Consider the following 22,215-nt stretch of genomic DNA (forward strand, 5'->3'; position numbering starts at 1 on the left):
CACCGACCTTACCCACTGGTCACTTGCGGGTCAGCCCCGTCTCGCACTTCGGTCGCACGACCCCTCCCCGGTGCCCGCACCCACGCTCCGTGCTGCCCGTGCGGCCCGGTGCGGTGGACCTCGCGCACCAGAAGAAGACAGCAGAACGTCCCGAGCACGCCCGCCCCGGTATCGCGCCGGCGGTGTCGCAGAGCACGACCGACTGATCGTTATGTAACGATATGCCGGTCTTGCCATTCCCATCACCGCCCAGTTCGTCGCCCAGTCGACTTCCGAGGGGGCTGGATGTCCGGCCGCAGACCGCACCCGTCATCGCCGTCGCAGCTCCCGTGGGCGTCGGCCGCGCCGTCGCGCCGTACGCGGGGTACGCGTGCCACCCGGACGCCCCTTCTCGCCGTCCTGCTCGCGCTGGCCACGGCGATGGGCTGCGCCCCGTCCAGGTCCGGGGCCGATGCGCCCACCGCTCCCGCCGCCCGGACGGCCGCTGCGGTGGTCCAGGGTGAGGCCGCCCCGACCGCGGCGGCGCCGTTCTGGATCGACCCGGACAGTGACGCGGTCCGGCAGGTCGAGCAGTGGGAGAAGGAGGGGCGTTCGGGCGATGCGAAGCTGCTCAGGCGGATCGCGGACCGCGCCGTCGCCGTCTGGCCGGCCGGGGACAACCCCGAGCCGCAGATCCGCCGGGCGGTACGGGGCGCGACCGCCGGCAAGCGGACCGCGGTCTTCGTCGCGTACAACATCCCGCACCGCGACTGCGGGCTCTACTCGGCGGGCGGCGCCCCCGACGGGCCGGCCTACCGCGACTGGATCGACACCTTCGCGAACGCGATCGGTGACGCCCGGGCGATCGTCGTCCTGGAGCCGGACGCGCTCCCGCACCTCGCGGACGGCTGCACCCCCGACGAGCACCACACCGAGCGGTACGAGCTCCTCTCCCAGGCGGTCGGCCGGCTGAAGAAGCAGCCGCACACCCGTGTCTACCTGGACGCCGGTAACCCGGACTGGATCTCCGACCCGGCCAAGGTCGTGGGCCCGCTCCAGCGCGCGGGGGTCGGCGCGGCGGACGGTTTCTCGCTCAACGTGTCCAACTTCCAGACCAACGACACGGTCAAGGCGTACGGCACCCGGCTGGCCGGCCTGCTCGGCGAGACCCACTTCACGGTGGACACCAGCAGAAACGGCGCGGGCCCCCTCCCCGGCAACCGTGACCAGGCCTGGTGCAACCCCCCGGGCCGCGCCCTGGGCACCCCGCCGACCACGAACACCGGCAACGAACTGGTCGACGCGTTCCTCTGGATCAAACGCCCCGGCGAATCGGACGGCCCCTGCCGCGGCGGCCCGGCGGCGGGCACCTGGTGGCCGGAGTACGCGCTGGGCCTGGCCCGGCGCGCGAAGGGCTGAGGCCCAGCGGGCGAAGGGCTGAGGCCCGGCCGGACGCGTACGGGACCGGGTCCCCCACGCGTCCGGTCCCCACGGCCCGGAAACCGCCGTGGATGTGCCCAGGACCACCCCTGCGGGTGGAGGTTGTGTGCAGTGCGACCGCTTCCGCGTTCCGTGAGCGGTAACGTGTCGAATTCCTCAGCTGGGGCATCGTGATACCAGTCGAGCGTCATTCGAACACGGTTCAACGGGGAGATCATGACACCCGTATTCGAGAACGCGAACAAGGTCTTCGAGCTGCTGGCCACCCTCGTACGCAGACCGAGAAAAGGCGAGTTACCCGCGGAACTCGCCGAGCGAAACGGAATTCCCGTGGTCTGTCTGGTCGGTGACGATCTGACGGAGCTGACCGAGGGCATCAAGGCTTCCCTCGGCGAGGCCACGCCCCGCCGGATCCCGCACGAGTTCATCTCCATGTCCGCGATCCGGGACGAAGTCGCCCGGGAATCAGACCCCCTGCCCGCCGAATGGCAGCCGGTCGAGGTGTACCGGCGGGCGCTGGTGGCGCTCGCCCAGGAGTTCTCCTCGGTACGCAACGGGCGCGACGAGCGGGTGCGGTTCCGGCGGTTCGGGCTGGTCAACTGGTTACTGGAGTCCGATTACCCGGCACGGGAACCGGATCCTCAGCAGGACCGGGAACTGCTGCGCAGGCTGCGGGAGCGGGAGTTCCAGCGCCGGCGGCTGTTCGGTGTGCTGCGCAGTCCGGACACCGAGGTCTCGATACAGGGAAACATTCCCTGGTGGGTTCTCGTCCTGGGACTCCATCTCTTTCCGCTCGCCTGGTTCCGCGCCTGGCGCGGTGTCGGGGCCGAGTACCGGTGGCTCATGCGGCAGCCCTACATGGCGCCGCGCGACCCGGGGACATTCCCCGGTTTCGCCATGCGGCTGACGCGGCCCCGCCGGGGACGGGAAAACCCCGAGCAGGTCGGCAAGTTGATGATCAACGCCTTTCTGGAAGATCTCCGGGTGGCGTACCGGCGCCGATTCCGGCGGCGCAGGGCCGCACGCCGTACCGCCTATTGCGTGGCGTTTCTGACGGACGTGAGCGACGCCGATCACGGCACGGCACTGATCCGTTCGCTGGTGGACGTACGCAACGAGACCGGGGTTTTCGATCCACTGGCGGTCTTCTGCACCGGAACGGGACTCGGGGGCGAGCTCCTCGGGCACGAACTGCGCGGGCAGGGGCCGCTGTCGGAGGATCTGTACGGGATCTGGCGCCACAACTTCGAGGCTGCCGGGCGGAGCCGTTCGGCCGGCGTCTGGTACCTGCCGGTCGACGTGCCCGCGCCACTGGCCCCGGACGCACCCACGTACCAGCAGCAGAAGAACCGGGTCGAGCTGGTCAGACGGCTCACGGTGGATCCGCCGCCGGGGTGGGCGCGCCGACGGGTGACGGCCCTGGCGGGGGTGGTCGTGGTCGCGCTGCTCGCGGGCGGGTTCGCCCGGGCCTTCGACCCGGGGCCCGCGCTGAAGTCGCGGGAGCTGCACTGCGGGCTGAGCGCGTCGGACCCCGATGCGGCGACGCTGGAGCGCCGGTCGACCGGGGAGTGTGTCGGGGTCGCGCCGAACGGTTACGCCTTCGGTTCCAAGGATCCGGCGCTCAGGGAGACGCTGAGCACGATCGCCCGCCAGAACCGCGAGGCCGACAAGATCCACCAGCAGTACGCGGACCGGCCGGTGGTGACGCTGGTCCATCTCTCCGCGCTGCTCAGCACCTCCGGGCAGCCCAGCTCGCTCACGTACGTACGAGAGGCGCTTCAGGGCGCGGCGAGCGCGCAGCGGCGTCAACTGGACAAGCGCGGGGCCACCGATCCGGTGCTGCGGATCTTTCCGGCGAGCGCCGGTACGGGGATGCGGTTCGGCCCCGAGGTCGCCCGCACGGTGGAGGGGATGATGCGGAGCGACCCGTCCATCGTCGGGGTCACCGGGCTCGACCAGAGCCGTACGGCGACCATCGCGACGATAGAGGAGCTGACCCGGATCGGCCTGCCGATGGTGGCGACGTCGCTGTCGGCGGACTCCCTGGACGACCACTCGCCGATGTACTACCAGGTGTCGCCGCAGAACCGGCGCCAGGCGGCGGTCGCCGCGGCGTACGGGGCGTATCTGGCCGGGGAGAAGACGATTCCGCGGCGCAGCGTGCGGATCGTCTACTCGGCGGATCCGACCGACGAGTACAGCGAGAACCTGCGGGCCGACGCGGCGCAGAGCTTCGACGGCGCGGACTTCGACATCGAGCAGCAGGGGTACAAGCCGTCGCCCGCCCCGAACACGGTCTCCGGGTATCCGGGGCCGCGGACCGTGGGGGAGCACGCGTGCGGGTACGACGGGCTGGTGTTCTTCACCGGACGGCCGGAGGACTTCGAGACGCTGCTGGCCGGGGTGAACGCGGCGTGCGGTTCGAACCCGCCGTTCCTGCTCGGGGGTGACGACGTGGCGCGGATGGCGGCGGATCCGGTCCGGCGTACCGCGTACCCCAAAGTGCCCTTCGACTTCCTGGACTTCACCCTGGGATCCACGTCCTGCCAGACGAAGAGCGACCTCTACAGCACCTTGCGGAAGCTGTTCCCCACGGAGTGCGAGCAGTTGGCGAACACGTCGCTGGACGGGCATGCCTCGCTGGCGTTCGACGCGGTCAATCTGTATCTCAAGGCGGTGGGGCAGCTTCAGGACGCGGCGTCGAAACTGCCGCTGTCCTCGCTGACGGTGTGGCACTCGCTCAGCAGCATCCATGGGCGCGCGGCGCTGGACGGGGAGAGCGGGCGGATCGACTTCGGCGGGGTGGTGGACCGTCAGATTCCGCTCGACAAGATCATATCGGTGCAGCGGGTGGACGGGATGAAGCGGCCCGCGCAGGTCGGATTCTGCGGGCGGTGGGGGACGCTGAGCCAGAGCGGCTGGTGCCCGCCGCCGGAGCAGCGCGGAGGGACGGGGTAGCGGGGGACGAGGTGGAGCGGGGGACGAGGCAGAGCGGGGGACGAGGCAGAGCGGGGGGCGTACGCGGGAGGAGGTCCCGCTCGCCGCGTACACGCCCCTCGTGACCGGTGGCCGCTACTCCACCTGGATCCACTTCGCCTCGGACGGCAGACCCGCCGCGTCGGTGACGAACAGCATGTACCAGCCGGGCGGCACCAGGGCGCGGTCCTTCGGAACCTCCACTGTCAGGGAGCCCTTGCCCTTCGTCATCGTGAGGTCGACCGAGCGCTGCTCGACGTCCGTCGTGTGGGTGACCGCGCTCGGGCGCATCAGCCGCACCTTGGCGATCGCCTCGGGGTGGTCCGTACGGAAGGTGGCCCGGCCGTTCGCGCCGGCCTTCCGCGGGCCCGCGCCCAGCTTCGGGCGCTTCTCCTGGGCCTTGTCGCCGTGGAGGTAGGGCGGGGTGTAGATCTCCACCCGCTGCTCGAACGTGCCGAGCTTGGTGTTGTCCGCGTCGTCGAAGAGCGGGTCGGAGCCGAAGGTCACCACCCGGCCGTCCGGCAGCAGCAGCGCCTCGGAGTGGTAGTTGCGGCCCACGGTCGGGTCGGCGGCGCGGCGGAAGGTGTTGGACTTCGGGTCGTAGAACTGCGCCTTCAGGATGTCGCTGGCGCTGCGGCCCCGGTAGTCGGAGGAGCCGCCGGTGGTGAACACCGAGTCGTCCGGCAGCAGCACACTGCTCAGGTACCGGGTGCCCTGCGGCAGCTTCGGGCCCTCCCGGAAGGCCGGGTTGTCGGCCTTCAGGTCGACGACGGCGGTACGGGCGGTGGCCTTGGAGGACTCACCGACCCCGCCGCCGCCCAGCAGCATCACCCGCTGGTCCTGGACGGGCGGCAGCAGCAGGGAGGCCGAGGTCTCCGTCTGGTCGAGGTCGGTGAGGCCGCCGATCCCGGTGAACGTGTTGGTCTTCACGTCCCACAGCCCCGGCTCGCGGCCCTGGTCGGCGGGGCCGTACCCGGCGTTGGAGCCGGAGTAGAAGAGCTTGCCGCCCTTGGTGAGGAAGAGCGCGGGATAGGTCGGGAAGTAGCGGGTGGGGCCCTTGGACCACTTCTTGGTCTTCGGGTCGTACAGCTCGTTGTCCCCGGTGAGTACGGCGCCCACGTCGTCCAGGCCGGAGACGGCGAGCACCTTGCCGTCCTCCAGGGTGACGAGCGTGGGGTACCAGCGGGCCTCCTTCATGGGGTCGACGGGGATGTACTTCTCGGCCCTGGGGTCGAACTCGTACGCGGCCTTGATCCCCTGGAAGTCCTGCTTCTCCGTGGTGATCTTCTGGGCGAGGCCGTAGAGGTTGTCGGCGTCCTTGCCCTTGAGGCCGAGGATCTCGTACTGCGCGGCCTGCGTCGTCAGCGCCTGGGGGCCCTTGCGCGCCGCCTCCACGAAGACGCGCGCCTCCCCGGCCGTGACCTTGGTCTTCCAGGGCAGCATCCGGCCGCTGGACGCGTAGGAGATCTTGAACTCACGCTTGGCCTTCGGGACGGTGACATCGAACTTGCTGAGGTACTCGACACCCGACGGGGAGCGGAAGCGTGTCCCCTTCTTGAAGGTGTGCGCCTTGTCGGGGTTCTCGTTCTTGATCCGCATGCCGCCGCCCGCGCGCTCGATCGTGTCGTCGAGCACCTCGTAGCGCGCCGTGCCGCCCGCGACCAGCAGCCGGCCGTCGGGGAGCTGGGAGTGGCCCGAGCAGAAGAAGTCCTCGGGGGTGGGGATCTTCTTGAACGAGTTGTCGGCCGGGTTCCACAGGATCGTGTCGAACGAACCCTTGTCGAACTTCTTCTGGTTGTTGCCGGAGCCCGCGATGATCAGCACCTTGCCGGTGTGGAGCAGGGCCGCGTGGATCGCGTTCGTACGGTACTCCTGGGGCACGGCGAGGGTGCTCCAGGAGCCGTACTGCCGCTTGTAGCCGGGCTGGGCGATCTTGTACGCGTGGTACTTCTCCTGGGCGAAGGAGACGGCCGCGGGGGCGTTGAGGCCGACGAGCACCACCACCGCTCCCCCGCCCATCAGGGTCTTCCTCAGTCTGCTCGACGGCCGGCGCCGGGGCCGGTACTGGTCAGACATCTGTCAGTTCCCTCCGGTCGTCGTCGACACGGGTGTCGCGCGGTCCGCCAGGGGGCGCGCCGGGGCCACGGGGTGGGGCGGTGCCACGGGGTGGGGCGGTGCCACCGGCCTGGGCGGGAAGGCCGGCTTCGGCGGGACCGCGGGCCGCTGTCCGGGCCGCGGCTCGGCAGCCACGGGGGCGGGGGCGGGGGCCGCGCTCCGCTCGGCGCGCTCCTGCCGGAGCGTCCACCCCCAGACCGCGACCGGGGCAAGCGCGATCGCCAGCGCCAGGAGGGCCCAGGTGCGCATCGCCACATGGGAGTGGCCGAGGAACACGGACGCGATGAGCGAACAGACCAGCACAGCGGCCCAGAAGAGGTGCAGCCGGAACGTCAGCAGCCGGTCGGGGCTGGCCTCGCCGCCCTTGGGGGTGACGACGAAGCGGCCGCGGGTACGCAGCACCGCGGAACCCAGGGACTTGAGGTAGACCGGCGCGGAGAGCGCGGACATCGCCATCCCCGCGAGCCCGCCGGAGCCCTCGGGCTCGTGCGGTGAGACGTTGTGGCGCCGGTTCCAGAGGTAGAGCCCTATCTGGAGGGCGGCGGCGTCGCTGTAGAGCATCAGCAGGACGGAGGACGAGACCTGGGTGCCGGAGGCGCCGAGCCACAGGAACAGGACGCAGCTCAGGATGCCCAGGAACCAGTTGACCGCGGTCATCGGGTAGTAGACGAGCATCATCGTGTAGCTGAAGAGCCGTCCGGGCGGCACCCGGAAGGGCGCCTTCCAGTACTGCTTGAAGAGGGTCTCGTACGTCCCTCGGGACCAGCGGAGCTGCTGGGTGAAGAAGTCCGTCCAGGAGGCGGGCCCCTCGCCCACGGCCAGTACGTCGGGCGTGTAGACGGAGCGCCAGAACCGGCCGGTGAGCGGGTTCCTGCGGCGGTGCAGCTCGAAGCCGGTGGCCATGTCCTCGGTGATCGAGTCGTACAGACCGCCGGCCTGCTTGAGCGCGGTGACCCGTACGACGTTGTTGGTGCCGACGAACATGGGCGCGCGGTAGCGGTTGCCCGCCCGCTGGATCAGCGCGTGGAACAGGAACTGCTGGGACTCGGCCGCCTTGGTGACCGGCGAGGTGTAGTTGCCGTACACCTGGGGGCCGACGACGAAGGCGACGTCCGGGTCGCGGAAGTAACCGAGCATCCGCTCCAGGAAGTTGGGGAGCGGTATGTGGTCGGTGTCGACGGAGGCGAAGAAGTCGTAGTCGTCGCCGTGCATCGCGAGCCAGGCGTTGTAGTTGCCGTGCTTGGTCCTGGCCTTGTGGACACCGCGCGTACGGTTCCACTCGGGCACCCCCAGCCGGGTGAAGTGGCGTACGCCCAGCTCCGCGCAGAGCGCCCGGGCGGCGGGGCTGTCGCCCTCGTCGAGCAGCCAGATGTCGAGCGGGCCGCTGTGGCGCAGGCGCCCGGCGCCTTCGAGGGTGTCCCGCACCATGGAGAGCGGTTCCTTGCCGGGGACGTACGTGGTGAGGAACGCGACCCGGGTGCCCGTCTCGGCGGGGACCGGTATCGGGTCCTGGGCGACCATGGTGGCGTGGGCCACGGAGACCACGTTGACCAGCATGAAGAAGGCGATGAGCCCGATCGAGCCGAGCATCACGTGGTCGAAGGCGATGAGCCAGCGGTCGCCGCCCTCGCGCTCGGTGCGGTGGGTGGGCCAGACCAGGTAGACGAGCAGGGCTCCGGAGAGGAGCGGTGCCAGCGCCATCAGCGCGATGGCGCGTATTCGACGGGGTTCCCGCGAGAGCAGACTCCGGTACCGCACCCGGTAGACGGCTGCCGGGTCCGGCTCCATGAGGGGACCGGCCAGACAACTGTGGATGTCGTAGTCGTACTCGAAGCTCTCCGGGCGCACGGTGCCACCAGCTTTCTCACGAGGTCGATGTCCCCACAAAAAGGGACATCGACCGGCGTGTCGACTGGAGGGGTCCGTGCGAGGGGCTTTACCTTCAAGGGTTCGCCCGTACGGAGTCGGCGCGGGCCACGCCCGGGAAACGTCCGGGCCGCCCGGAGGTTCGCACCGGGATCAGCGGGATCAGCCGGCGAGGTGGCGTTCCACCGTCTCGACCTTCGAGGTCAGACCGTCGGTGACACCGGGCCTGATGTCGGCCTTGAGGACGAGCGAGACGCGCCCGGCGCGGGCCTCGACGGCGGCGACGGCGCGCTTGACCACGTCCATCACCTCATCCCACTCTCCTTCGATCGAGGTGAACATGGCGTCCGTACGGTTCGGCAGTCCGGAGTCGCGGACGACGCGGACGGCGTCGGCGACGTACTCGCCGACGTCCTCCCCGACGCCGAGGGGCGAGACGGAGAAGGCGACGATCATGCGTTCACCGTGCCTTCGCGGCGGGCGCGGGAGGCGATGACCTCGTCGTCGGCGGCGCGCTTGAGCTTGCGCTCGGCGAAGAAGCCGCCGGTGGGCAGGACGGAGAGGACGAAGTAGAGGGCGGCGGTGCCGAAGGACCACTTGGTGCGGTTCCAGGCGTCCAGCCAGAAGAGCACGTACAGGACGAAGAGCAGGCCGTGGACGGCACCCATCACGGGGACCGCGTTGAACTCCGTCGTCCGCTTGAGGACCGAGCAGACGAGGAGCAGGAGGAAGGACACGGCCTCCGGGGCGGAGACCAGGCGGAGGCGGTGGAGGGAGGAGGCGGTCTTGATGTCCACGGGGCAGGCACCTTCGTCATCGGGGGCAACGTGAGGGCAGAGCGACACGCGGCTTCACGCGCGCGATCTTGTGAAAGCGCGCACAAGCGCCTCCTCATTGTGACAGCTCCACTTGACCCGACCGTTATCAGGGTCCTGGGTCCGGGGACGTTCCGGGACGTGTCGGGGTCGTGGCCCCTGTTCCCTGTCGGCGGCGCCGGATACCGTCGAGGCGTGGCTCAGTTCCGACTGCAAGGCAGCAAGGTGCTGGCCGTCGACCTGACCGGCGACGCCGTCAAAGCGAAGAACGGCTCGATGGTCGCGTACGACGGGCGGATGACCTTCAAGAAGATGACCGGCGGCGGTGACGGACTGCGCGGGATGGTGACGCGCCGCCTCACCGGCGAGCAGATGACCGTGATGGAGGTGAAAGGCCAGGGCACGTGTTACTTCGCCGACCGGGCGAGCGAGATCAATCTCGTCTCGCTGCACGGCGACAAACTCTATGTCGAGGCGAGCAATCTGCTCTGCACGGACGCCGGGCTGCGGACGGGCACGGCCTTCACCGGGCTGCGCGGCGGCGCGACCGGAAATGGCTTGTTCACGACCACGGTCGAGGGCACGGGACAGGCGGCGGTCATGTCGGACGGTGAGGCGGTGGTCCTCCGGGTGGCGCCGCAGTACCCGCTGTACGTCGACCCGGGCGCGTACATCGCGCATCAGGGCAATCTCCAGCAGAAGTTCCAGTCCGGGGTGAACTTCAGAACGATCATGGGCGAGGGGTCGGGCGAGTCCTTCCAGATCCGCTTCGAGGGCGACGGTCTGGTCTATGTGCAGCCGAGCGAGCGGAACACGATCGGGGGTGATGTCTGATGCCGTTCCGCGAGGTCAACGCGAAGATGGTCGAGGCTACGGTGGCGCCCGGCCAGAAGCTGTTCAGCCAGCGCGGCGCGATGCTCGCCTACCGGGGCGAGGTCAGCTTCACACCGAACATCCAGGGCGGCCAGGGCGGGCTGATGTCGATGATCGGCCGGCGCGTGGCGAACGAGGCGACCCCCCTGATGACGGTCGAGGGCAGTGGCACCGTCATGTTCGGGCACGGCGGCCACCACATCCAGGTGATCAATCTGGCGGGCGACACCCTCTACGTGGAGGCGGACCGGCTGCTCGCCTTCGACGGCACCCTCCAGCAGGGCACGATGTTCATGGGTTCGCAGGGCGGTGTGATGGGCATGGTGCGCGGCCAGGTGACCGGCCAGGGGCTGTTCACGACCACGCTCAAGGGCCACGGCGCGGTCGCGGTGATGGCGCACGGCGGGGTGATCGAGGTGCCGATCTCCCCGGGGCGGGACATCCATGTGGATCCGCAGGCGTACGTCGCCCACCACGGCGACGTACGGAACAAGCTCTCCACGGCGCTCGGCTGGCGCGACATGGTGGGACGCGGCTCGGGCGAGGCGTTCCAGCTGGAGCTGAGCGGCAGCGGTGCGGTGTTCGTCCAGGCGTCGGAGGAGAAGCTGTGAGCGGAGGAGTCATGAGCGCGCCGGTGATCCACGATCCGGTGACGCTGCCGAGCGACGACAACGTCAACGCGTACACCTTCTGCGTGGAGTTGAAGGGGAGCCGGTGGTTCCTCCAGAAGGGCAGGATGATCGCCTACTACGGGCAGATCAACTTCGACGGGATCGGTCACGGCCGCTTCGAACCGCTGGTGCGCAGCAGCTTCCACTCGCCGCTGCACGCGGCGGACTGGGTGGTCGCGGAGGGCAGCGGCAAGATGCTGCTCGCCGACCGCGCCTTCGACGTCAACTCCTTCGACCTGGAGGACGGCAATCTGACGATCCGGTCGGGGAATCTGCTGGCGTACGAACCCTCGCTGGCGCTGAAGCAGTCGATCGTGCCGGGGTTCCTGACCCTGATCGGGACGGGGAAGTTCGTCGCGGCGTCCAACGGGCCCGTGGTCTTCATGGAGCCGCCGCTCCGGGTGGACCCGCAGGCGCTGGTCGGCTGGGCGGACTGCCCGTCGCCCTGCCACCATTACGATCACGGCTATATGTCCGGTGTGCTCGGCGGACTCCGGTCGCTGACGGGGATCGGGGGCGTCTCGGGCGAGGAGCACCAATTCGAGTTCGTCGGCGCCGGTACGGTGCTGCTCCAGTCGACGGAGATACTGATGGCCGAGCAGCCGACGGGCGCGGCGGCCCCGGAGGCAGGGGTGCCGGGCGGCGGGGCGCCCTCCTCGGGACAGGGAGGACTTGGTGATCTCCAGCGCCGCTTCGGGCTGTGAGCGGTAGTCTGCGGAGTGTGACGTCGAACGCGTGCGCCTTTCCCATGGCGCGCCCGCGCGCCCGGGGTCACATGTAGCACCTCTCATATTTCGTCCAGAATTCAACTTCTTAGGTAGAATCGATTACATGGAGACCGAGACGGCCACCCGCTGGCTGAGCGATGCGGAGCAGTGCGCGTGGCGTACCCACCTGGATGTCAGCAAGCTGCTGACGCACCAGTTGGAGAAGGACCTCCAGCCGTTCGGGCTGACCATGAACGACTACGAGATCCTGGTCAATCTCTCGGAGTCGGCGGAGCGGCGTATGCGGATGAGCGATCTCGCCGCCATGACGCTCCAGTCCAAGAGCCGGCTCTCGCACCAGATCACCCGAATGGAGACCGCGGGCCTGGTGCGCAGAGAGAACTGCGAGTCCGACCGGCGCGGTCTCTTCGCGGTCCTGACCGACCAGGGTATGGAGACGATGCAGCGCGTCGCCCCGCACCATGTCGAGTCCGTACGGCGGCACTTCATCGATCTGCTCTCGCCCGAGGCGCTGGCGGAGCTGCGGGCGTCGCTGACCCCGGTCGCCGAACAGCTCCGCGGCCGGCGCGGCAAGGCCTGACGAGCGGCGGCGCCCGCACGCCCCGTACGACAGGCCGGAACGGCACGGCGGGCGGCACCGCACAGCGGGCGCGGTCAGGACAGCGGGCCCTACGTGTCGGCCTCGCCGGGGCCGGTCAGCGCCGGCAGCCGCAGTTCGAACAGGGCGCCGCCGGACGCCGGCCCGCCGACCGTGAGGGTGCCGCCGTGGCGTTCCGCCACATCGCGCGCGATGGCCAGCCCGAGACCGGCCCCGCCGTCGTCACGGCTACGGGCGTCGTCGAGGCGTACGAACCGTTCGAAGATCCGCTCGCGCTCCGCCTCCGGCACCCCGGCCCCGTCGTCGGCGACCGCGAGCACCACCCAGGCGCCCACCCGGCGCACCGACGCCTCGACCGAACCGGCCGCGTGCCGCTGCGCGTTGTCGAGGAGGTTGCCGAGCACCCGCGCCAGCTGACCGCGCGAACCGAGCACGTCGAACCCCTCCCGGGCGCGTACCGCGATGGGGATACGGTCCGTCGCCCGCTGCGAGACCTCCTCGCGGACCAGCGCGCCCAGATCGGTCCTGGTCCGCCCGGGCCGCTCCCCCGCGTCCAGCCGCGCCAGCATCAGCAGGTCCCCGGCGAGCTGCTGGAGCCGTACGGTGTCCGCGACCGCGCCCGGCACGTCCAGCAGCCCCGGGTGGGCGTGCCCCACTTCGAGCTGGGTGCGCAACGAGGCGATGGGGCTGCGCAGTTCGTGCGAGGCGTCCGCGACGAAGCGGCGCTGCCGCTCGACGGCCGCCTCCAGCGCGGTCAGCGTCTCGTTGGTGGTCCGGGCCAGCCGGGCCACCTCGTCGTGCGTGGCGGGCTCCGGCACCCGCCGGGACAGGTCCTCGGAGGCGGTGATGGCGGCCATCTCGCTCCGGATGCCCTCCACCGGCCGGAGCGCGCGCCGGGTGACCAGCCAGGTCACTCCGCCGACGATCAGGAGCAGGACCGGCAGGCCCAGCAGCATCGCCACGGCTGTCGTACCGACCGCGCTCTGCCGGTCCGCGAGGCTCGCCCCCGCGTGGACGCGGACCGTCCTGCCGGTGCGGTCGGTGGCCTCGACGGTCGCGAAGCGGTACGCGCCCGCCTGTCCGTCGGCCGTGGCGCTCCCGTCGCTGTACTCGGTGGTGTCGTCGATCTCCCCGACCGCCGGGTCGTCGTCCCCGCCCTTCCCGCTGTCGTCGTTCCCCCTGCCGTCGTCGTCACCGCCAGCGCCGTCGCCGTCGCCGTCGCCGTCGTCATCGGCGTCGTCGTCGTCGGCACCCGTACGGGCGGTGGCCGTCGGCTCCGCGGCCGCGTTCCGCGCCCCGCCGACCGTGGCCACGCCGGAGCCGCTGATCCGCTCCAGGCCCTCGCTGAGGGCGAGCAGCCGCCCGTCCTCGTCGGTGACCTGCACCGGATGGTCCTCGGCGTCCGGCAGCTCCAGCTTCGCGTACGGGGTCCGGTCGGGGGCCTGGGCGGCGATCTCCAGTGCGACCTCGCGCGCCGCCCGGTCCGCCTCGCGGTCCGCCTGACCGGTGAGGTTCACACGCAGCGAGAGCAGGACCGCGACCCCGGCCGCGACCAGCGCCACCGCGACGACGGCCGTCGCACCGAGCGACGCCTTGGCCCGTACGGACGAGAAGCGGCCGCTCACAGCGCGACCAGCCGGTAGCCCGCCCCGCGCACCGTCTGGATGGACGCGGCGCCGATCTTGCGGCGCAGCGCGCTGACATAGACCTCGATGATGTTGGGGTCGCCCTCGTAGGCGAAGTCCCAGACATGCTCCAGGATCTCCGGCTTGCCGACGACCTGTCCGGCCCGTACCGCCAACTGCTCCAGTACGGCGAACTCCTTGGCGGTGAGGGCCACTTCCGTACCGTCGCGGAAGACGCGCCGGGCAGCGGTGTCGACGGTGAGCCCGCCGATGCGCAGCACGGGCGAGGCGCCGGCCGAACCACGGCGGCGCAGCAGGGCCTTGACCCGGGCGACGAGGACGACGTACGAGAACGGCTTGGTCAGATAGTCGTCGGCGCCGGTGTCCAGCCCCTCCGCCTCGTCGTACTCGCCGTCCTTCGCGGTGAGCATCAGGATCGGTACGTCATGGCCGGCGGCGCGCAGGGCGGCGCAGACCCGGTAGCCGTTCATGCCGGGCAGCATGATGTCGAGGACGACGAGGTCGTACACGCCCTCGCCCGCGCGGTGCAGTCCTTCGAGGCCGTCGTGGACGACATCGACGGCGAACCCCTCGGCGGTCAGACCCTTGGCCAGCGACACCGCGAGCCGCTTCTCGTCCTCCACGATCAACAGGCGCATGCGCACAGCTTCCCAAACGGAACCTGAAGATCACTTCAGCCGACTTCAGCCTGGCTTCAGCTTCGGTACGGCAGATTGAAGGCGTTCGACACGGACCGACTCGGGAGGCCCACCCCATGAAGCGCAACTTCGTCATCGCAGCGATCACCGCGGCGGCACTGATCGGCGGCGGAACCTACACGGCCGCGGTCGCGCTGAGCAGCGACCACGGGCAGGACGGCAAGGACGCGGCGCCGGTGGTGCCCGTGGTCACCGCGACACCGACCGCCTCGGACGGCGCGCCGGACGACAACGGCGGCGACCGGGACGGCCGGGACGACGGCGCGGGCGACGACTCCACGGTCACGCCGGCCCCGCCGATGACGGTCTCCCCGACGCCGTCCGCCACCCCGAGCGCGCCCCGGGCGAGCCTGTCCGCGGCCCAGGCCGTCGCGGTGGCGCTCGCGGCGCGCCCGGGGGCGGTGTCCTCGGTGGAGCGGGACGACGACGGTGCCGCCGGCGCCGAGCGCTGGGAGATCGATCTGCTCGGTAAGGACAACCGCTGGGTGGAGCTGAAGGTGGACGCGGCCGACGGGTCGGTCCGGGTGGACCGGAACGCCGACACCGCCGACGATGACGACGCCGACGACCGGGCGGCCCTGCGCGCCGCCACGGTCGATGTGCGCCGGGCGATCTCCGCCGCCCTCGCCTCCGTACCCGGAACGGTGACCTCCGCCGAGCTGGACGACGACCGGGGCGGGCCCTGGGAGGTCGACGTACGCGGCAAGGACGGCCGTACGCACGAGCTGAACGTCAACTCCAGGACCGGCGCGGTGACGGTGGGCAGCGACGACGACGGTGACGACGACTGACGGCGGCGGACCGCGGCCGATGACCGCTGATGAACGCCGATGAACGCCGATGACGGGAGTACGCGACAGCGGGAGCCGGACGGGCCGCGAACGACGGTCCGTCCGGCTCCCGTTCAGTGGCCGGACGAGCCGGACGGGCCGGGCCGGCCGGACGTGATCCCCGCGACCAGTTCGTCCGCCGCCGTGTACGGGTCCAGCTCGCCGGCCACGACGCTCTCGGCCAGCGCGCCCAGGCGGCGGTCGCCGTGCAGGTCCCCGATGCGCCGGCGCAGGGTCGTGACGGCGATGGTCTCCACCTCGTGGGCCGCGCGGGCGGCCCGGCGCTCGGCGAGGACGCCGTGCTCCTCCATCCAGGCGCGGTGCTTCTCCAGCGCCTCCACCACCTCGTCGGTACCCTCGCCCCGCGCGGCGACGGTCTTCACGATCGGCGGGCGCCAGTCGCCGGGGCCCCGGGACTCGCCGAGGCCGAGCATGTGGTTCAGCTCGCGGGCCGTGGCGTCGGCGCCGTCGCGGTCGGCCTTGTTGACCACGTACACGTCACCGATCTCCAGGATCCCCGCCTTGGCGGCCTGGATGCCGTCGCCCATACCGGGCGCCAGCAGCACGACCGAGGTGTCGGCCTGCGAGGCGATCTCGACCTCCGACTGGCCGACGCCTACCGTCTCCACGATGATCACATCGCACCCCGCCGCGTCCAGCACCCGGATCGCCTGCGGGGCTGCCCAGGCCAGGCCGCCGAGATGGCCGCGGGTCGCCATCGAGCGGATGTAGACGCCCGGGTCGGAGGCGTGCTCGGACATCCGGACCCGGTCGCCGAGAAGCGCGCCGCCGGAAAAGGGGGACGAGGGGTCGACCGCCAGTACGGCGACCCGCCTGCCCGCCCTGCGGTACGCGGAGACCAGCGCCGAGGTCGAGGTCGACTTGCCGACACCGGGCGAGCCGGTCAGGCCGACGACGTACGCGTTCCCCGCGAGCGGGGCCAGCGCCGCCATCACCTCGCGGAGCTGCGGGGACGCCCCCTCGACCAGGGAGATCAGCCGGGCCACGGCCCGCGGCCGGCCCTCGCGCGCCTGGGCCACCAGCCCCGGGACGTCCTGCATCACAGCTCCGCTCCTCTCGCGCCGCCGGACCGCGGCTCCCCGTACGGCCGGACCCCGCACGGCCGGACCCCGTACGGCCCGGCCCGGCCACCCGGGCGCGGATATGGCCGAATTCCAGTCACTGTCCCGGCACGCGGACGATCAGCGCGTCCCCCTGGCCGCCGCCTCCGCAGAGGGCCGCGGCGCCGGTCCCGCCGCCGCGCCGCTTCAGCTCCAGCGCGAGATGGAGCACCAGCCGGGCGCCCGACATCCCGATGGGGTGGCCCAGCGCGATCGCTCCCCCGTTCACGTTCACCTTTTCCGGGGACACTCCGAGGTCCTTCATGGACTGCACGGCGACCGCCGCGAACGCCTCGTTGATCTCGATCAGGTCCAGGTCGTCGATGTCGAGGCCGTCCTTCTCCAGGGCGTGCAGAATCGCGTTCGAGGGCTGGGACTGGAGCGAGTTGTCCGGGCCCGCCACATTGCCGTGCGCACCGATCTCGGCCAGCCACTCCAGGCCCAGCTCCTCGGCCTTCGCCCTGCTCATGACGACGACGGCCGCCGCGCCGTCGGAGATCTGCGAGGAGGTGCCCGCGGTGATCGTGCCGTCCGCGGCGAACGCGGGGCGCAGCCGGGCCAGCGACTCCACGGTGGTCTCGGGGCGGATCCCCTCGTCCTGCGAGAAGAGCACCGGGTCGCCCTTGCGCTGCGGGATCTCGACCGGGGTGATCTCCTCCTCGAAGATCCCGTTCTTCCGGGCGGCGGCGGCCCGCTGGTGGGAGAGGGCGCCGAACTCGTCCTGCGGGAGGCGCGCGATGCCCAGGCGGGCGTTGTGCTTCTCCGTGGAGGCGCCCATGGCGATGGACTCGAAGGAGTCGGTGAGCCCGTCGTACGCCATGGAGTCCAGCATCTCGATCGCGCCGTACTTGTGGCCCTCACGGGACTTGGGCAGCAGGTGTGGGGCGTTCGTCATCGATTCCTGGCCACCGGCGACGACGATGTCGAACTCCCCCGCGCGGATGAGCTGGTCGGCCAGCGCGATCGCGTCGAGCCCGGAGAGACAGACCTTGTTGACGGTGAGTGCGGGGACGTTCATCGGGATGCCGCCCTTGACGGCGGCCTGGCGCGCCGGGATCTGGCCGGCCCCGGCCTGGAGCACCTGGCCCATGATCACGTACTGCACCTGGTCGCCGCCGATCCCGGCCCGTTCCAGGGCGGCCTTGATGGCGAAGCCGCCCAGGTCGGCGCCGGAGAAGCTGGTGAGCGAGCCGAGGAGCCGTCCCATGGGGGTACGGGCGCCGGCGACGATCACGGAGGTGGTGGTGTTCGTTCCAGACATGGGACGCGATCCCCTTTACGTGCGGCTGCGTGCGGCCTGAGGAGTGGACGGTGGGCCGGCCGTCGTGTGAACGACGGTTCACTTCAAATGTACTGAGCGGTACGGGTCCGGGTCACCCGGCGGCGCGTGTGACGGCGCGCACGTTGCGTAATCACCTCCCTACCGCTGCACTGTCAGCATGCTGACGAGAATCGACCACATCGGAATCGCCTGTTTCGACCTCGAAGCGACCGTCGAGTTCTACCGGGCCACGTACGGCTTCGAGGTGTTCCACACCGAGGTCAACGAGGAGCAGGGCGTCCGCGAGGCCATGCTCAAGATCAACGGGACGTCCGACGGCGGAGCCTCGTACCTCCAGCTCCTCGAACCCACCCGGGAGGATTCGGCCGTGGGCAAGTGGCTGGCCAAGAACGGGGAGGGCGTCCATCACATCGCGTTCGGGACCGCCGATGTGGACGGGGATGCCCAGGCCGTACGTGACAAGGGGGTACGGGTCCTCTACGACGAGCCGCGCACCGGTTCGATGGGGTCCCGCATCACGTTCCTCCACCCCAAGGACTGCCACGGCGTACTCACAGAACTGGTCACCTCCCGCCCGGAGCACTGACCTTAAGGATTCCCGGCCCGGTAGAGTGGCGCTTCCGGGCCGGGGCCGGGCCGGGGCCGCGCCCCTGCCGTTGATCTGTCACCATTCCCCCGGGGGTCCGTTCGCCGAGAACGGTGCCCAATAGGGCAGTTGCGACCAGGGGACGGATGGGACCGCGCAGTGCGGGGCTACGAAAGCCAGCAGAGCCACCGAGCTGAGGACGACCACCTCTCGCGGTTCGAAGCCGAGATGGACCGGCTGAAGACCGCGCGGGAGAAGGCCGTCCAGCACGCCGAGGACCTCGGTTACCAGGTCGAGGTGTTGCGCGCCAAGCTCCACGAGGCACGGCGCGCTCTGGCGACCCGTCCTTCTTCCTCGTACGACAGCGGAGACCTCGGCTACCAGGCCGAACAGCATCTGCGGAACGCCCAGATGCAGGCCGAGCAGATGCGCCAGGACGCCGAGCGCGAGCTGCGCGACGCCCGCGCCCAGACGCAGCGCATCCTCCAGGAGCACGCCGAGCACCAGGCGCGGCTCCAGGCGGAGCTGCACACGGAGGCCGTCCAGCGCCGCCAGCGGCTCGACCAGGAGCTGGCGGAGCGCCGGCAGACCGTCGAGTCCCACGTCAACGAGAACGTCGCCTGGGCCGAACAGCTCCGCGCCCGTACGGAGGCCCAGGCCAGGCGGCTGATGGACGAGTCGCGCGCCGAGGCGGAGCAGTCGCTCGCCGCCGCGCGCGCCGAGGCCGCGCGGGTCACCGACGAGGCGCGGCGCAGGCTGGGTTCCGAGGCCGAGGCGGCCAGGGCCGAGGCCGAGGCGCTGCTGCTGCGGGCCCGCAGGGACGCCGAGCGGATGCTGAACGCCGCCTCGTCGCAGGCGCAGGAGGCCACCAGCCACGCCGAACAGCTCCGTACCTCCACCACCGCCGAGGCCGACCAGGCCCGCCAGCAGGCCACCGAGCTGAGCCGCGCCGCCGAGCAGCGGATGCAGGCCGCCGAGGAGCGGATGCGGGAGGCCAGGGCCGAGGCCGAGAAGGTCGTCACGGAGGCCAAGGAGACCGCGTCCAAGCGGCTCGCCGGCGCCGAGTCGCAGAACGAGCAGCGCACCCGTACGGCCAAGTCGGAGATCGCCCGGCTGGTCAACGAGGCGACCAAGGAGGCCGAGGCCACCAAGGCGGAGGCCGAGCAGGCCCTCGCCGACGCCCGCGCCGAGGGCGAGAAGCTGGTCGCGGAGGCCGCCGAGAAGGCCCGCGCGGTCGCCGCGGAGGACACCGCGGCCCAGCTCGCCAAGGCGGCCCGTACCGCCGAAGAGGTCCTGACGAAGGCGTCCGACGACGCGCAGGCCACCACCCGCTCGGCGAGCGAGGAGGCCGACCGGATCCGCCACGAGGCCGAGGCCGAGGCGGACCGGCTCCGCGGCGAGGCCGCCGAGCAGGCCGACCAGCTCAAGGGCGCCGCCAAGGACGACACGAAGGAGTACCGCGCCAAGACGGTCGAGCTCCAGGAGGAGGCGCGCCGGCTGCGCGGCGAGGCCGAACAGCTCAGGGCCGAGGCGGTCGCGGAGGGCGAGCGGATCCGCGGCGAGGCCCGCAGGGAGGCCGTCCAGCAGATCGAGGAGGCGGCCAGGTCCGCCGAGGAACTGCTGACGAAGGCGAAGGCCGACGCCGACGAGCTGCGCACGAGCGCGACGTCCGAGAGCGAACGGGTCCGCACCGAAGCCATCGAGCGCGCCACGACGCTGCGCCGGCAGGCCGAGGAGACCCTGGAGCGCACCCGTGCCGAGGCCGAGCGGCTGCGCGAGGAGGGCGAGGACCTCGCCGAGGTCATGCGGGTCGCCGCCGAGCAGGCCGCCGCCGAGCTGCGCGAGGAGGCCGAGCGGGGCGTCGAGGCCCGCAAGGCCGAGGCGGCCGGCGAGCTGACCCGGCTGCACACGGAGGCGGAGGCGCGCTTCGCGTCCGCCGAGGAGGCGCTGACCGAGGCGCGCGCCGAGGGCGAGCGGATCCGCCGTGAGGCGGCCGAGGAGGCCGAGCGGCTGCGCACGGAGACCGCGGAGCGCAGCCGTACGCTCCAGGCACAGGCCGAGGAGGAGGCCGAGCGGCTGCGGACCGAGGCGGCCCAGGACGCCTCGGAGTCCCGCGCCGAGGCGGAGAACGCGGCGGTACGGCTGCGCACGGAGGCCGCCACGGAGGCGGAGCGGCTCAAGACCGAGGCGCAGGAGAGCGCCGACCGGATCAGGGCGGAGGCGGGCGCCGCCGCCGAGCGGGTCGCCGCCGAGGCCGCCGAGGCGCTGGCCGCCGCGCAGGAGGAGGCGACGCGTCGCCGGCGCGAGGCCGAGGAGACCCTGACGGGCGCCCGCGCCGAGGCGGAGCAGGAGCGCGAGCGCGCCCGCGAGCAGAGCGAGGAACTGCTCGCGTCGGCGCGCAAACGGGTCGAGGACGCGCAGACCGAGGCGCAGCGGCTGGTCGGCGAGGCCGACTACCGCGCCACGGAGCTGGTGGCCGCCGCCGAGCAGACCGCCCAGCAGGTGCGGGACGCGGTCGCGGGGCTGCACGACCAGGCCGAGCAGGAGATCCTGGCGCAGCGGGTCGCCGCCGAGCAGGCCGCGGACCGGCTCCAGGCGGAGACGCGCGAGGAGGCCGAGCGGGTACGGGCGGAGGCGCGCACCGAGCGGGAGCGGGCCACCGCGGAGGCGAACCAGCTCCGTACCCGGGTCCAGGAGGAGTCGGAGGCCGCCCAGGCGCTCGCCGAACGCACCGTCAACGACGCGATCGGGGAGGCGGAGCGGCTGCGCTCCGACAGCGCCGAGTACGCGCAGCGGGTACGGACGGAGGCGTCGGACGCGCTGGCGTCGGCGGAGCAGGACGCGTCCCGCAGCCGCGCCGAGGCCCGCGAGGACGCCAACCGGATGCGGAGCGACGCCGCCGCGCAGGCCGACCGGCTCATCAACGAGGCCGCGGGCGAGTCCGAGCGGATGCGTGCGGAGGCCGCCGAGACGGTGGGCTCCGCACAGCAGGCCGCGGAGCGGGTACGGGCCGAGGCCGAGCAGCTCAAGCGGGAGAGCGAGGCCACGGCCGAGCGGGTCAGGAACGAGGCGCAGGAGGAGACGGACTGGCTGCTCGACGAGGCGCGCAAGGACGCGGCGAAGCGCCGCTCCGACGCCGCGGAGCAGGCGGACCAGCTCATCAACAAGGCCCGGGAGGAGGGGCTGCGCGCGGCCACGGAGGCCGAGAAGCAGGCCGACGCGCTGGTCGGCGCGGCCCGCAAGGAGGCGGCCCGGATCACCTCGGACGCGACGATCGACGGGAACTCCCTCGTGGAGCAGGCCCGTTCGGACGCGAACGAGCTGCTGGTGGGGGCGCGCCGGGACGCGACGGCCATACGGGAGCGTGGCGAGGAGCTGCGCAGGCGCGTCGAGAACGAGATCGAGCAACTGCACGAGCGGGCGCGGCGTGAGACGTCCGAACAGCTCAGGACTGCGGGCGAGCGCGTCGACAAGCTGATGAAGGCCGCCGACGAACAGCGTGCCGAGGCCGAGGAGAAGGCCAAGGAGCTGGTCGCGGACGCCAATTCGGAGGCGAGTTCGGTCCGGATCGCGGCGGTGCGCAAGGCGGAGGGTCTCCTCAAGGAGGCCGAGCAGAAGAAGGCGACCCTGGTCAGAGAGGCCGAGCAACTGCGCGCCGAGGCCGCCGCCGAGGCGAAACAGATGGTCGACGAGGGCAAACACGAGCTGGATGTGCTGGTCCGCAGACGTGAGGACATCCAGGCGGAGATCTCCCGTGTCCAGGATGTGCTGGAGGCGTTGGAGTCGTTCGAGACACCGTCAGGCGGCGGGAAGGACAATCCCGTCAAGGCGGGCGCAGTGGCTGGAACCACCCGTTCGAGTAACAAGTCCTCGGACAGTTAGAGTCTGTGGAAGGCGACTTGCCACTCGAAAGGCTGGACATTCTCCATATCAAAGCTGCATCGGCTCGGTGACACGCCGCTCAGGCCCCTAGGATTCCTTCTATCACCTC

At 71.3% G+C, this 22,215-nt stretch carries 17 protein-coding genes; 9 read left to right on the top strand and 8 right to left on the bottom strand.

Going from position 1 to position 22,215, the window contains the following annotated elements; genetic code table 11:
• Positions 1–420 precede the first annotated feature (420 nt).
• Together ACIQ7D_RS11580 and ACIQ7D_RS11585 are read left to right on the top strand one after the other, a co-directional pair.
• The gene (locus ACIQ7D_RS11580) at positions 421–1,398 is read left to right on the top strand and encodes a glycoside hydrolase family 6 protein (protein WP_403936958.1); all 978 of its coding nucleotides are present in this window, start codon (positions 421–423) and stop codon (positions 1,396–1,398) included.
• 237 nt (positions 1,399–1,635) lie between these two features.
• Positions 1,636–4,377, top strand: coding sequence for a hypothetical protein (locus ACIQ7D_RS11585; protein ID WP_403936290.1), 2,742 nt, complete (start codon positions 1,636–1,638; stop codon positions 4,375–4,377).
• Positions 4,378–4,491: 114 nt separating this feature from the next.
• On the opposite strand, the gene ACIQ7D_RS11590 is transcribed toward ACIQ7D_RS11585, so the two are convergent.
• The 4 genes from ACIQ7D_RS11590 to ACIQ7D_RS11605 all read right to left on the bottom strand — a co-directional run bounded on the left by ACIQ7D_RS11590 (position 4,492) and on the right by ACIQ7D_RS11605 (position 9,173).
• Positions 4,492–6,471: a galactose oxidase-like domain-containing protein gene (locus ACIQ7D_RS11590; RefSeq protein WP_403936292.1), complete on the bottom strand. Its 1,980-nt coding sequence runs from the start codon at positions 6,469–6,471 to the stop codon at positions 4,492–4,494.
• 3 nt (positions 6,472–6,474) lie between these two features.
• Complete coding sequence (locus ACIQ7D_RS11595; protein WP_403936960.1) at positions 6,475–8,298, bottom strand: glycosyltransferase family 2 protein; 1,824 nt, start codon at positions 8,296–8,298, stop codon at positions 6,475–6,477.
• A 240-nt stretch (positions 8,299–8,538) separates the two neighbouring features.
• A complete protein-coding gene (locus tag ACIQ7D_RS11600) occupies positions 8,539–8,832 on the bottom strand; it encodes an MTH1187 family thiamine-binding protein (protein WP_403936294.1) in 294 nt (97 codons plus the stop codon).
• Entirely contained in the window at positions 8,829–9,173 is a 345-nt protein-coding gene (locus tag ACIQ7D_RS11605) for a DUF3817 domain-containing protein (RefSeq protein WP_403936296.1), read from the bottom strand. The genes ACIQ7D_RS11600 and ACIQ7D_RS11605 overlap by 4 nt, the downstream gene beginning before the upstream one ends.
• 213 nt (positions 9,174–9,386) lie before the next feature.
• On the opposite strand from ACIQ7D_RS11605, the gene ACIQ7D_RS11610 reads away from it, so the two are divergent.
• The 4 genes from ACIQ7D_RS11610 to ACIQ7D_RS11625 all read left to right on the top strand — a co-directional run bounded on the left by ACIQ7D_RS11610 (position 9,387) and on the right by ACIQ7D_RS11625 (position 12,043).
• Positions 9,387–10,025: an AIM24 family protein gene (locus ACIQ7D_RS11610; RefSeq protein ID WP_403936299.1), complete on the top strand. Its 639-nt coding sequence runs from the start codon at positions 9,387–9,389 to the stop codon at positions 10,023–10,025.
• Positions 10,025–10,675, top strand: coding sequence for an AIM24 family protein (locus tag ACIQ7D_RS11615; RefSeq protein WP_403936301.1), 651 nt, complete (start codon positions 10,025–10,027; stop codon positions 10,673–10,675). Before ACIQ7D_RS11610 ends, ACIQ7D_RS11615 begins: the two co-directional genes overlap by 1 nt.
• 11 nt (positions 10,676–10,686) lie before the next feature.
• Positions 10,687–11,439, top strand: a complete 753-nt coding sequence (locus ACIQ7D_RS11620; RefSeq protein WP_403936302.1) for an AIM24 family protein — start codon at positions 10,687–10,689, stop codon at positions 11,437–11,439.
• Positions 11,440–11,566: 127 nt separating this feature from the next.
• The gene (locus tag ACIQ7D_RS11625) at positions 11,567–12,043 is read left to right on the top strand and encodes a MarR family winged helix-turn-helix transcriptional regulator (RefSeq protein WP_384993006.1); all 477 of its coding nucleotides are present in this window, start codon (positions 11,567–11,569) and stop codon (positions 12,041–12,043) included.
• Positions 12,044–12,132: 89 nt separating this feature from the next.
• On the opposite strand, the gene ACIQ7D_RS11630 is transcribed toward ACIQ7D_RS11625, so the two are convergent.
• Together ACIQ7D_RS11630 and ACIQ7D_RS11635 are read right to left on the bottom strand one after the other, a co-directional pair.
• Complete coding sequence (locus ACIQ7D_RS11630; RefSeq protein WP_403936305.1) at positions 12,133–13,686, bottom strand: ATP-binding protein; 1,554 nt, start codon at positions 13,684–13,686, stop codon at positions 12,133–12,135.
• Positions 13,683–14,345 (bottom strand): response regulator transcription factor, encoded by a 663-nt coding sequence (locus ACIQ7D_RS11635; protein ID WP_384993011.1) that lies wholly within the window; start codon positions 14,343–14,345, stop codon positions 13,683–13,685. Before ACIQ7D_RS11635 ends, ACIQ7D_RS11630 begins: the two co-directional genes overlap by 4 nt.
• A 116-nt stretch (positions 14,346–14,461) precedes the next feature.
• Here ACIQ7D_RS11635 and ACIQ7D_RS11640 point away from each other — a divergent pair, with 116 nt between their 5' ends.
• A complete protein-coding gene (locus ACIQ7D_RS11640) occupies positions 14,462–15,196 on the top strand; it encodes a PepSY domain-containing protein (protein ID WP_403936307.1) in 735 nt (244 codons plus the stop codon).
• A 113-nt stretch (positions 15,197–15,309) separates the two neighbouring features.
• Here ACIQ7D_RS11640 and meaB read toward each other — a convergent pair whose 3' ends face one another.
• Both meaB and ACIQ7D_RS11650 read right to left on the bottom strand, forming a co-directional pair.
• Positions 15,310–16,296 (bottom strand): methylmalonyl Co-A mutase-associated GTPase MeaB, encoded by a 987-nt coding sequence (gene meaB, locus ACIQ7D_RS11645; protein ID WP_403936309.1) that lies wholly within the window; start codon positions 16,294–16,296, stop codon positions 15,310–15,312.
• Between the two features lie 118 nt (positions 16,297–16,414).
• Positions 16,415–17,617, bottom strand: coding sequence for an acetyl-CoA C-acetyltransferase (locus ACIQ7D_RS11650; protein ID WP_403936310.1), 1,203 nt, complete (start codon positions 17,615–17,617; stop codon positions 16,415–16,417).
• A 178-nt stretch (positions 17,618–17,795) separates the two neighbouring features.
• On the opposite strand from ACIQ7D_RS11650, the gene mce reads away from it, so the two are divergent.
• The gene (mce, locus tag ACIQ7D_RS11655) at positions 17,796–18,224 is read left to right on the top strand and encodes a methylmalonyl-CoA epimerase (RefSeq protein WP_403936314.1); all 429 of its coding nucleotides are present in this window, start codon (positions 17,796–17,798) and stop codon (positions 18,222–18,224) included.
• A 159-nt stretch (positions 18,225–18,383) separates the two neighbouring features.
• Positions 18,384–22,106, top strand: coding sequence for a polarized growth protein Scy (gene scy, locus ACIQ7D_RS11660; RefSeq protein ID WP_403936316.1), 3,723 nt, complete (start codon positions 18,384–18,386; stop codon positions 22,104–22,106).
• Positions 22,107–22,215: the final 109 nt, after the last annotated feature.

Source organism: Streptomyces sp. NPDC096310, from assembly GCF_044763125.1.
GTDB lineage: Bacteria > Actinomycetota > Actinomycetes > Streptomycetales > Streptomycetaceae > Streptomyces.

Excerpts from the sequence above, each read along its gene's own strand:
- ACIQ7D_RS11580 (WP_403936958.1), top strand. The coding sequence starts at position 421 with ATGGGCTGCGCCCCGTCCAGGTCCGGGGCCGATGCGCCCACCGCTCCC.
- ACIQ7D_RS11585 (WP_403936290.1), top strand. The coding sequence starts at position 1,636 with ATGACACCCGTATTCGAGAACGCGAACAAGGTCTTCGAGCTGCTGGCC.
- ACIQ7D_RS11590 (WP_403936292.1), bottom strand. The coding sequence starts at position 6,471 with ATGTCTGACCAGTACCGGCCCCGGCGCCGGCCGTCGAGCAGACTGAGG.
- ACIQ7D_RS11595 (WP_403936960.1), bottom strand. The coding sequence starts at position 8,298 with ATGGAGCCGGACCCGGCAGCCGTCTACCGGGTGCGGTACCGGAGTCTG.
- ACIQ7D_RS11600 (WP_403936294.1), bottom strand. The coding sequence starts at position 8,832 with ATGATCGTCGCCTTCTCCGTCTCGCCCCTCGGCGTCGGGGAGGACGTC.
- ACIQ7D_RS11615 (WP_403936301.1), top strand. The coding sequence starts at position 10,025 with ATGCCGTTCCGCGAGGTCAACGCGAAGATGGTCGAGGCTACGGTGGCG.
- ACIQ7D_RS11620 (WP_403936302.1), top strand. The coding sequence starts at position 10,687 with ATGAGCGCGCCGGTGATCCACGATCCGGTGACGCTGCCGAGCGACGAC.
- ACIQ7D_RS11625 (WP_384993006.1), top strand. The coding sequence starts at position 11,567 with ATGGAGACCGAGACGGCCACCCGCTGGCTGAGCGATGCGGAGCAGTGC.
- ACIQ7D_RS11635 (WP_384993011.1), bottom strand. The coding sequence starts at position 14,345 with ATGCGCCTGTTGATCGTGGAGGACGAGAAGCGGCTCGCGGTGTCGCTG.
- ACIQ7D_RS11640 (WP_403936307.1), top strand. The coding sequence starts at position 14,462 with ATGAAGCGCAACTTCGTCATCGCAGCGATCACCGCGGCGGCACTGATC.
- meaB (WP_403936309.1), bottom strand. The coding sequence starts at position 16,296 with ATGCAGGACGTCCCGGGGCTGGTGGCCCAGGCGCGCGAGGGCCGGCCG.
- ACIQ7D_RS11650 (WP_403936310.1), bottom strand. The coding sequence starts at position 17,617 with ATGTCTGGAACGAACACCACCACCTCCGTGATCGTCGCCGGCGCCCGT.
- mce (WP_403936314.1), top strand. The coding sequence starts at position 17,796 with ATGCTGACGAGAATCGACCACATCGGAATCGCCTGTTTCGACCTCGAA.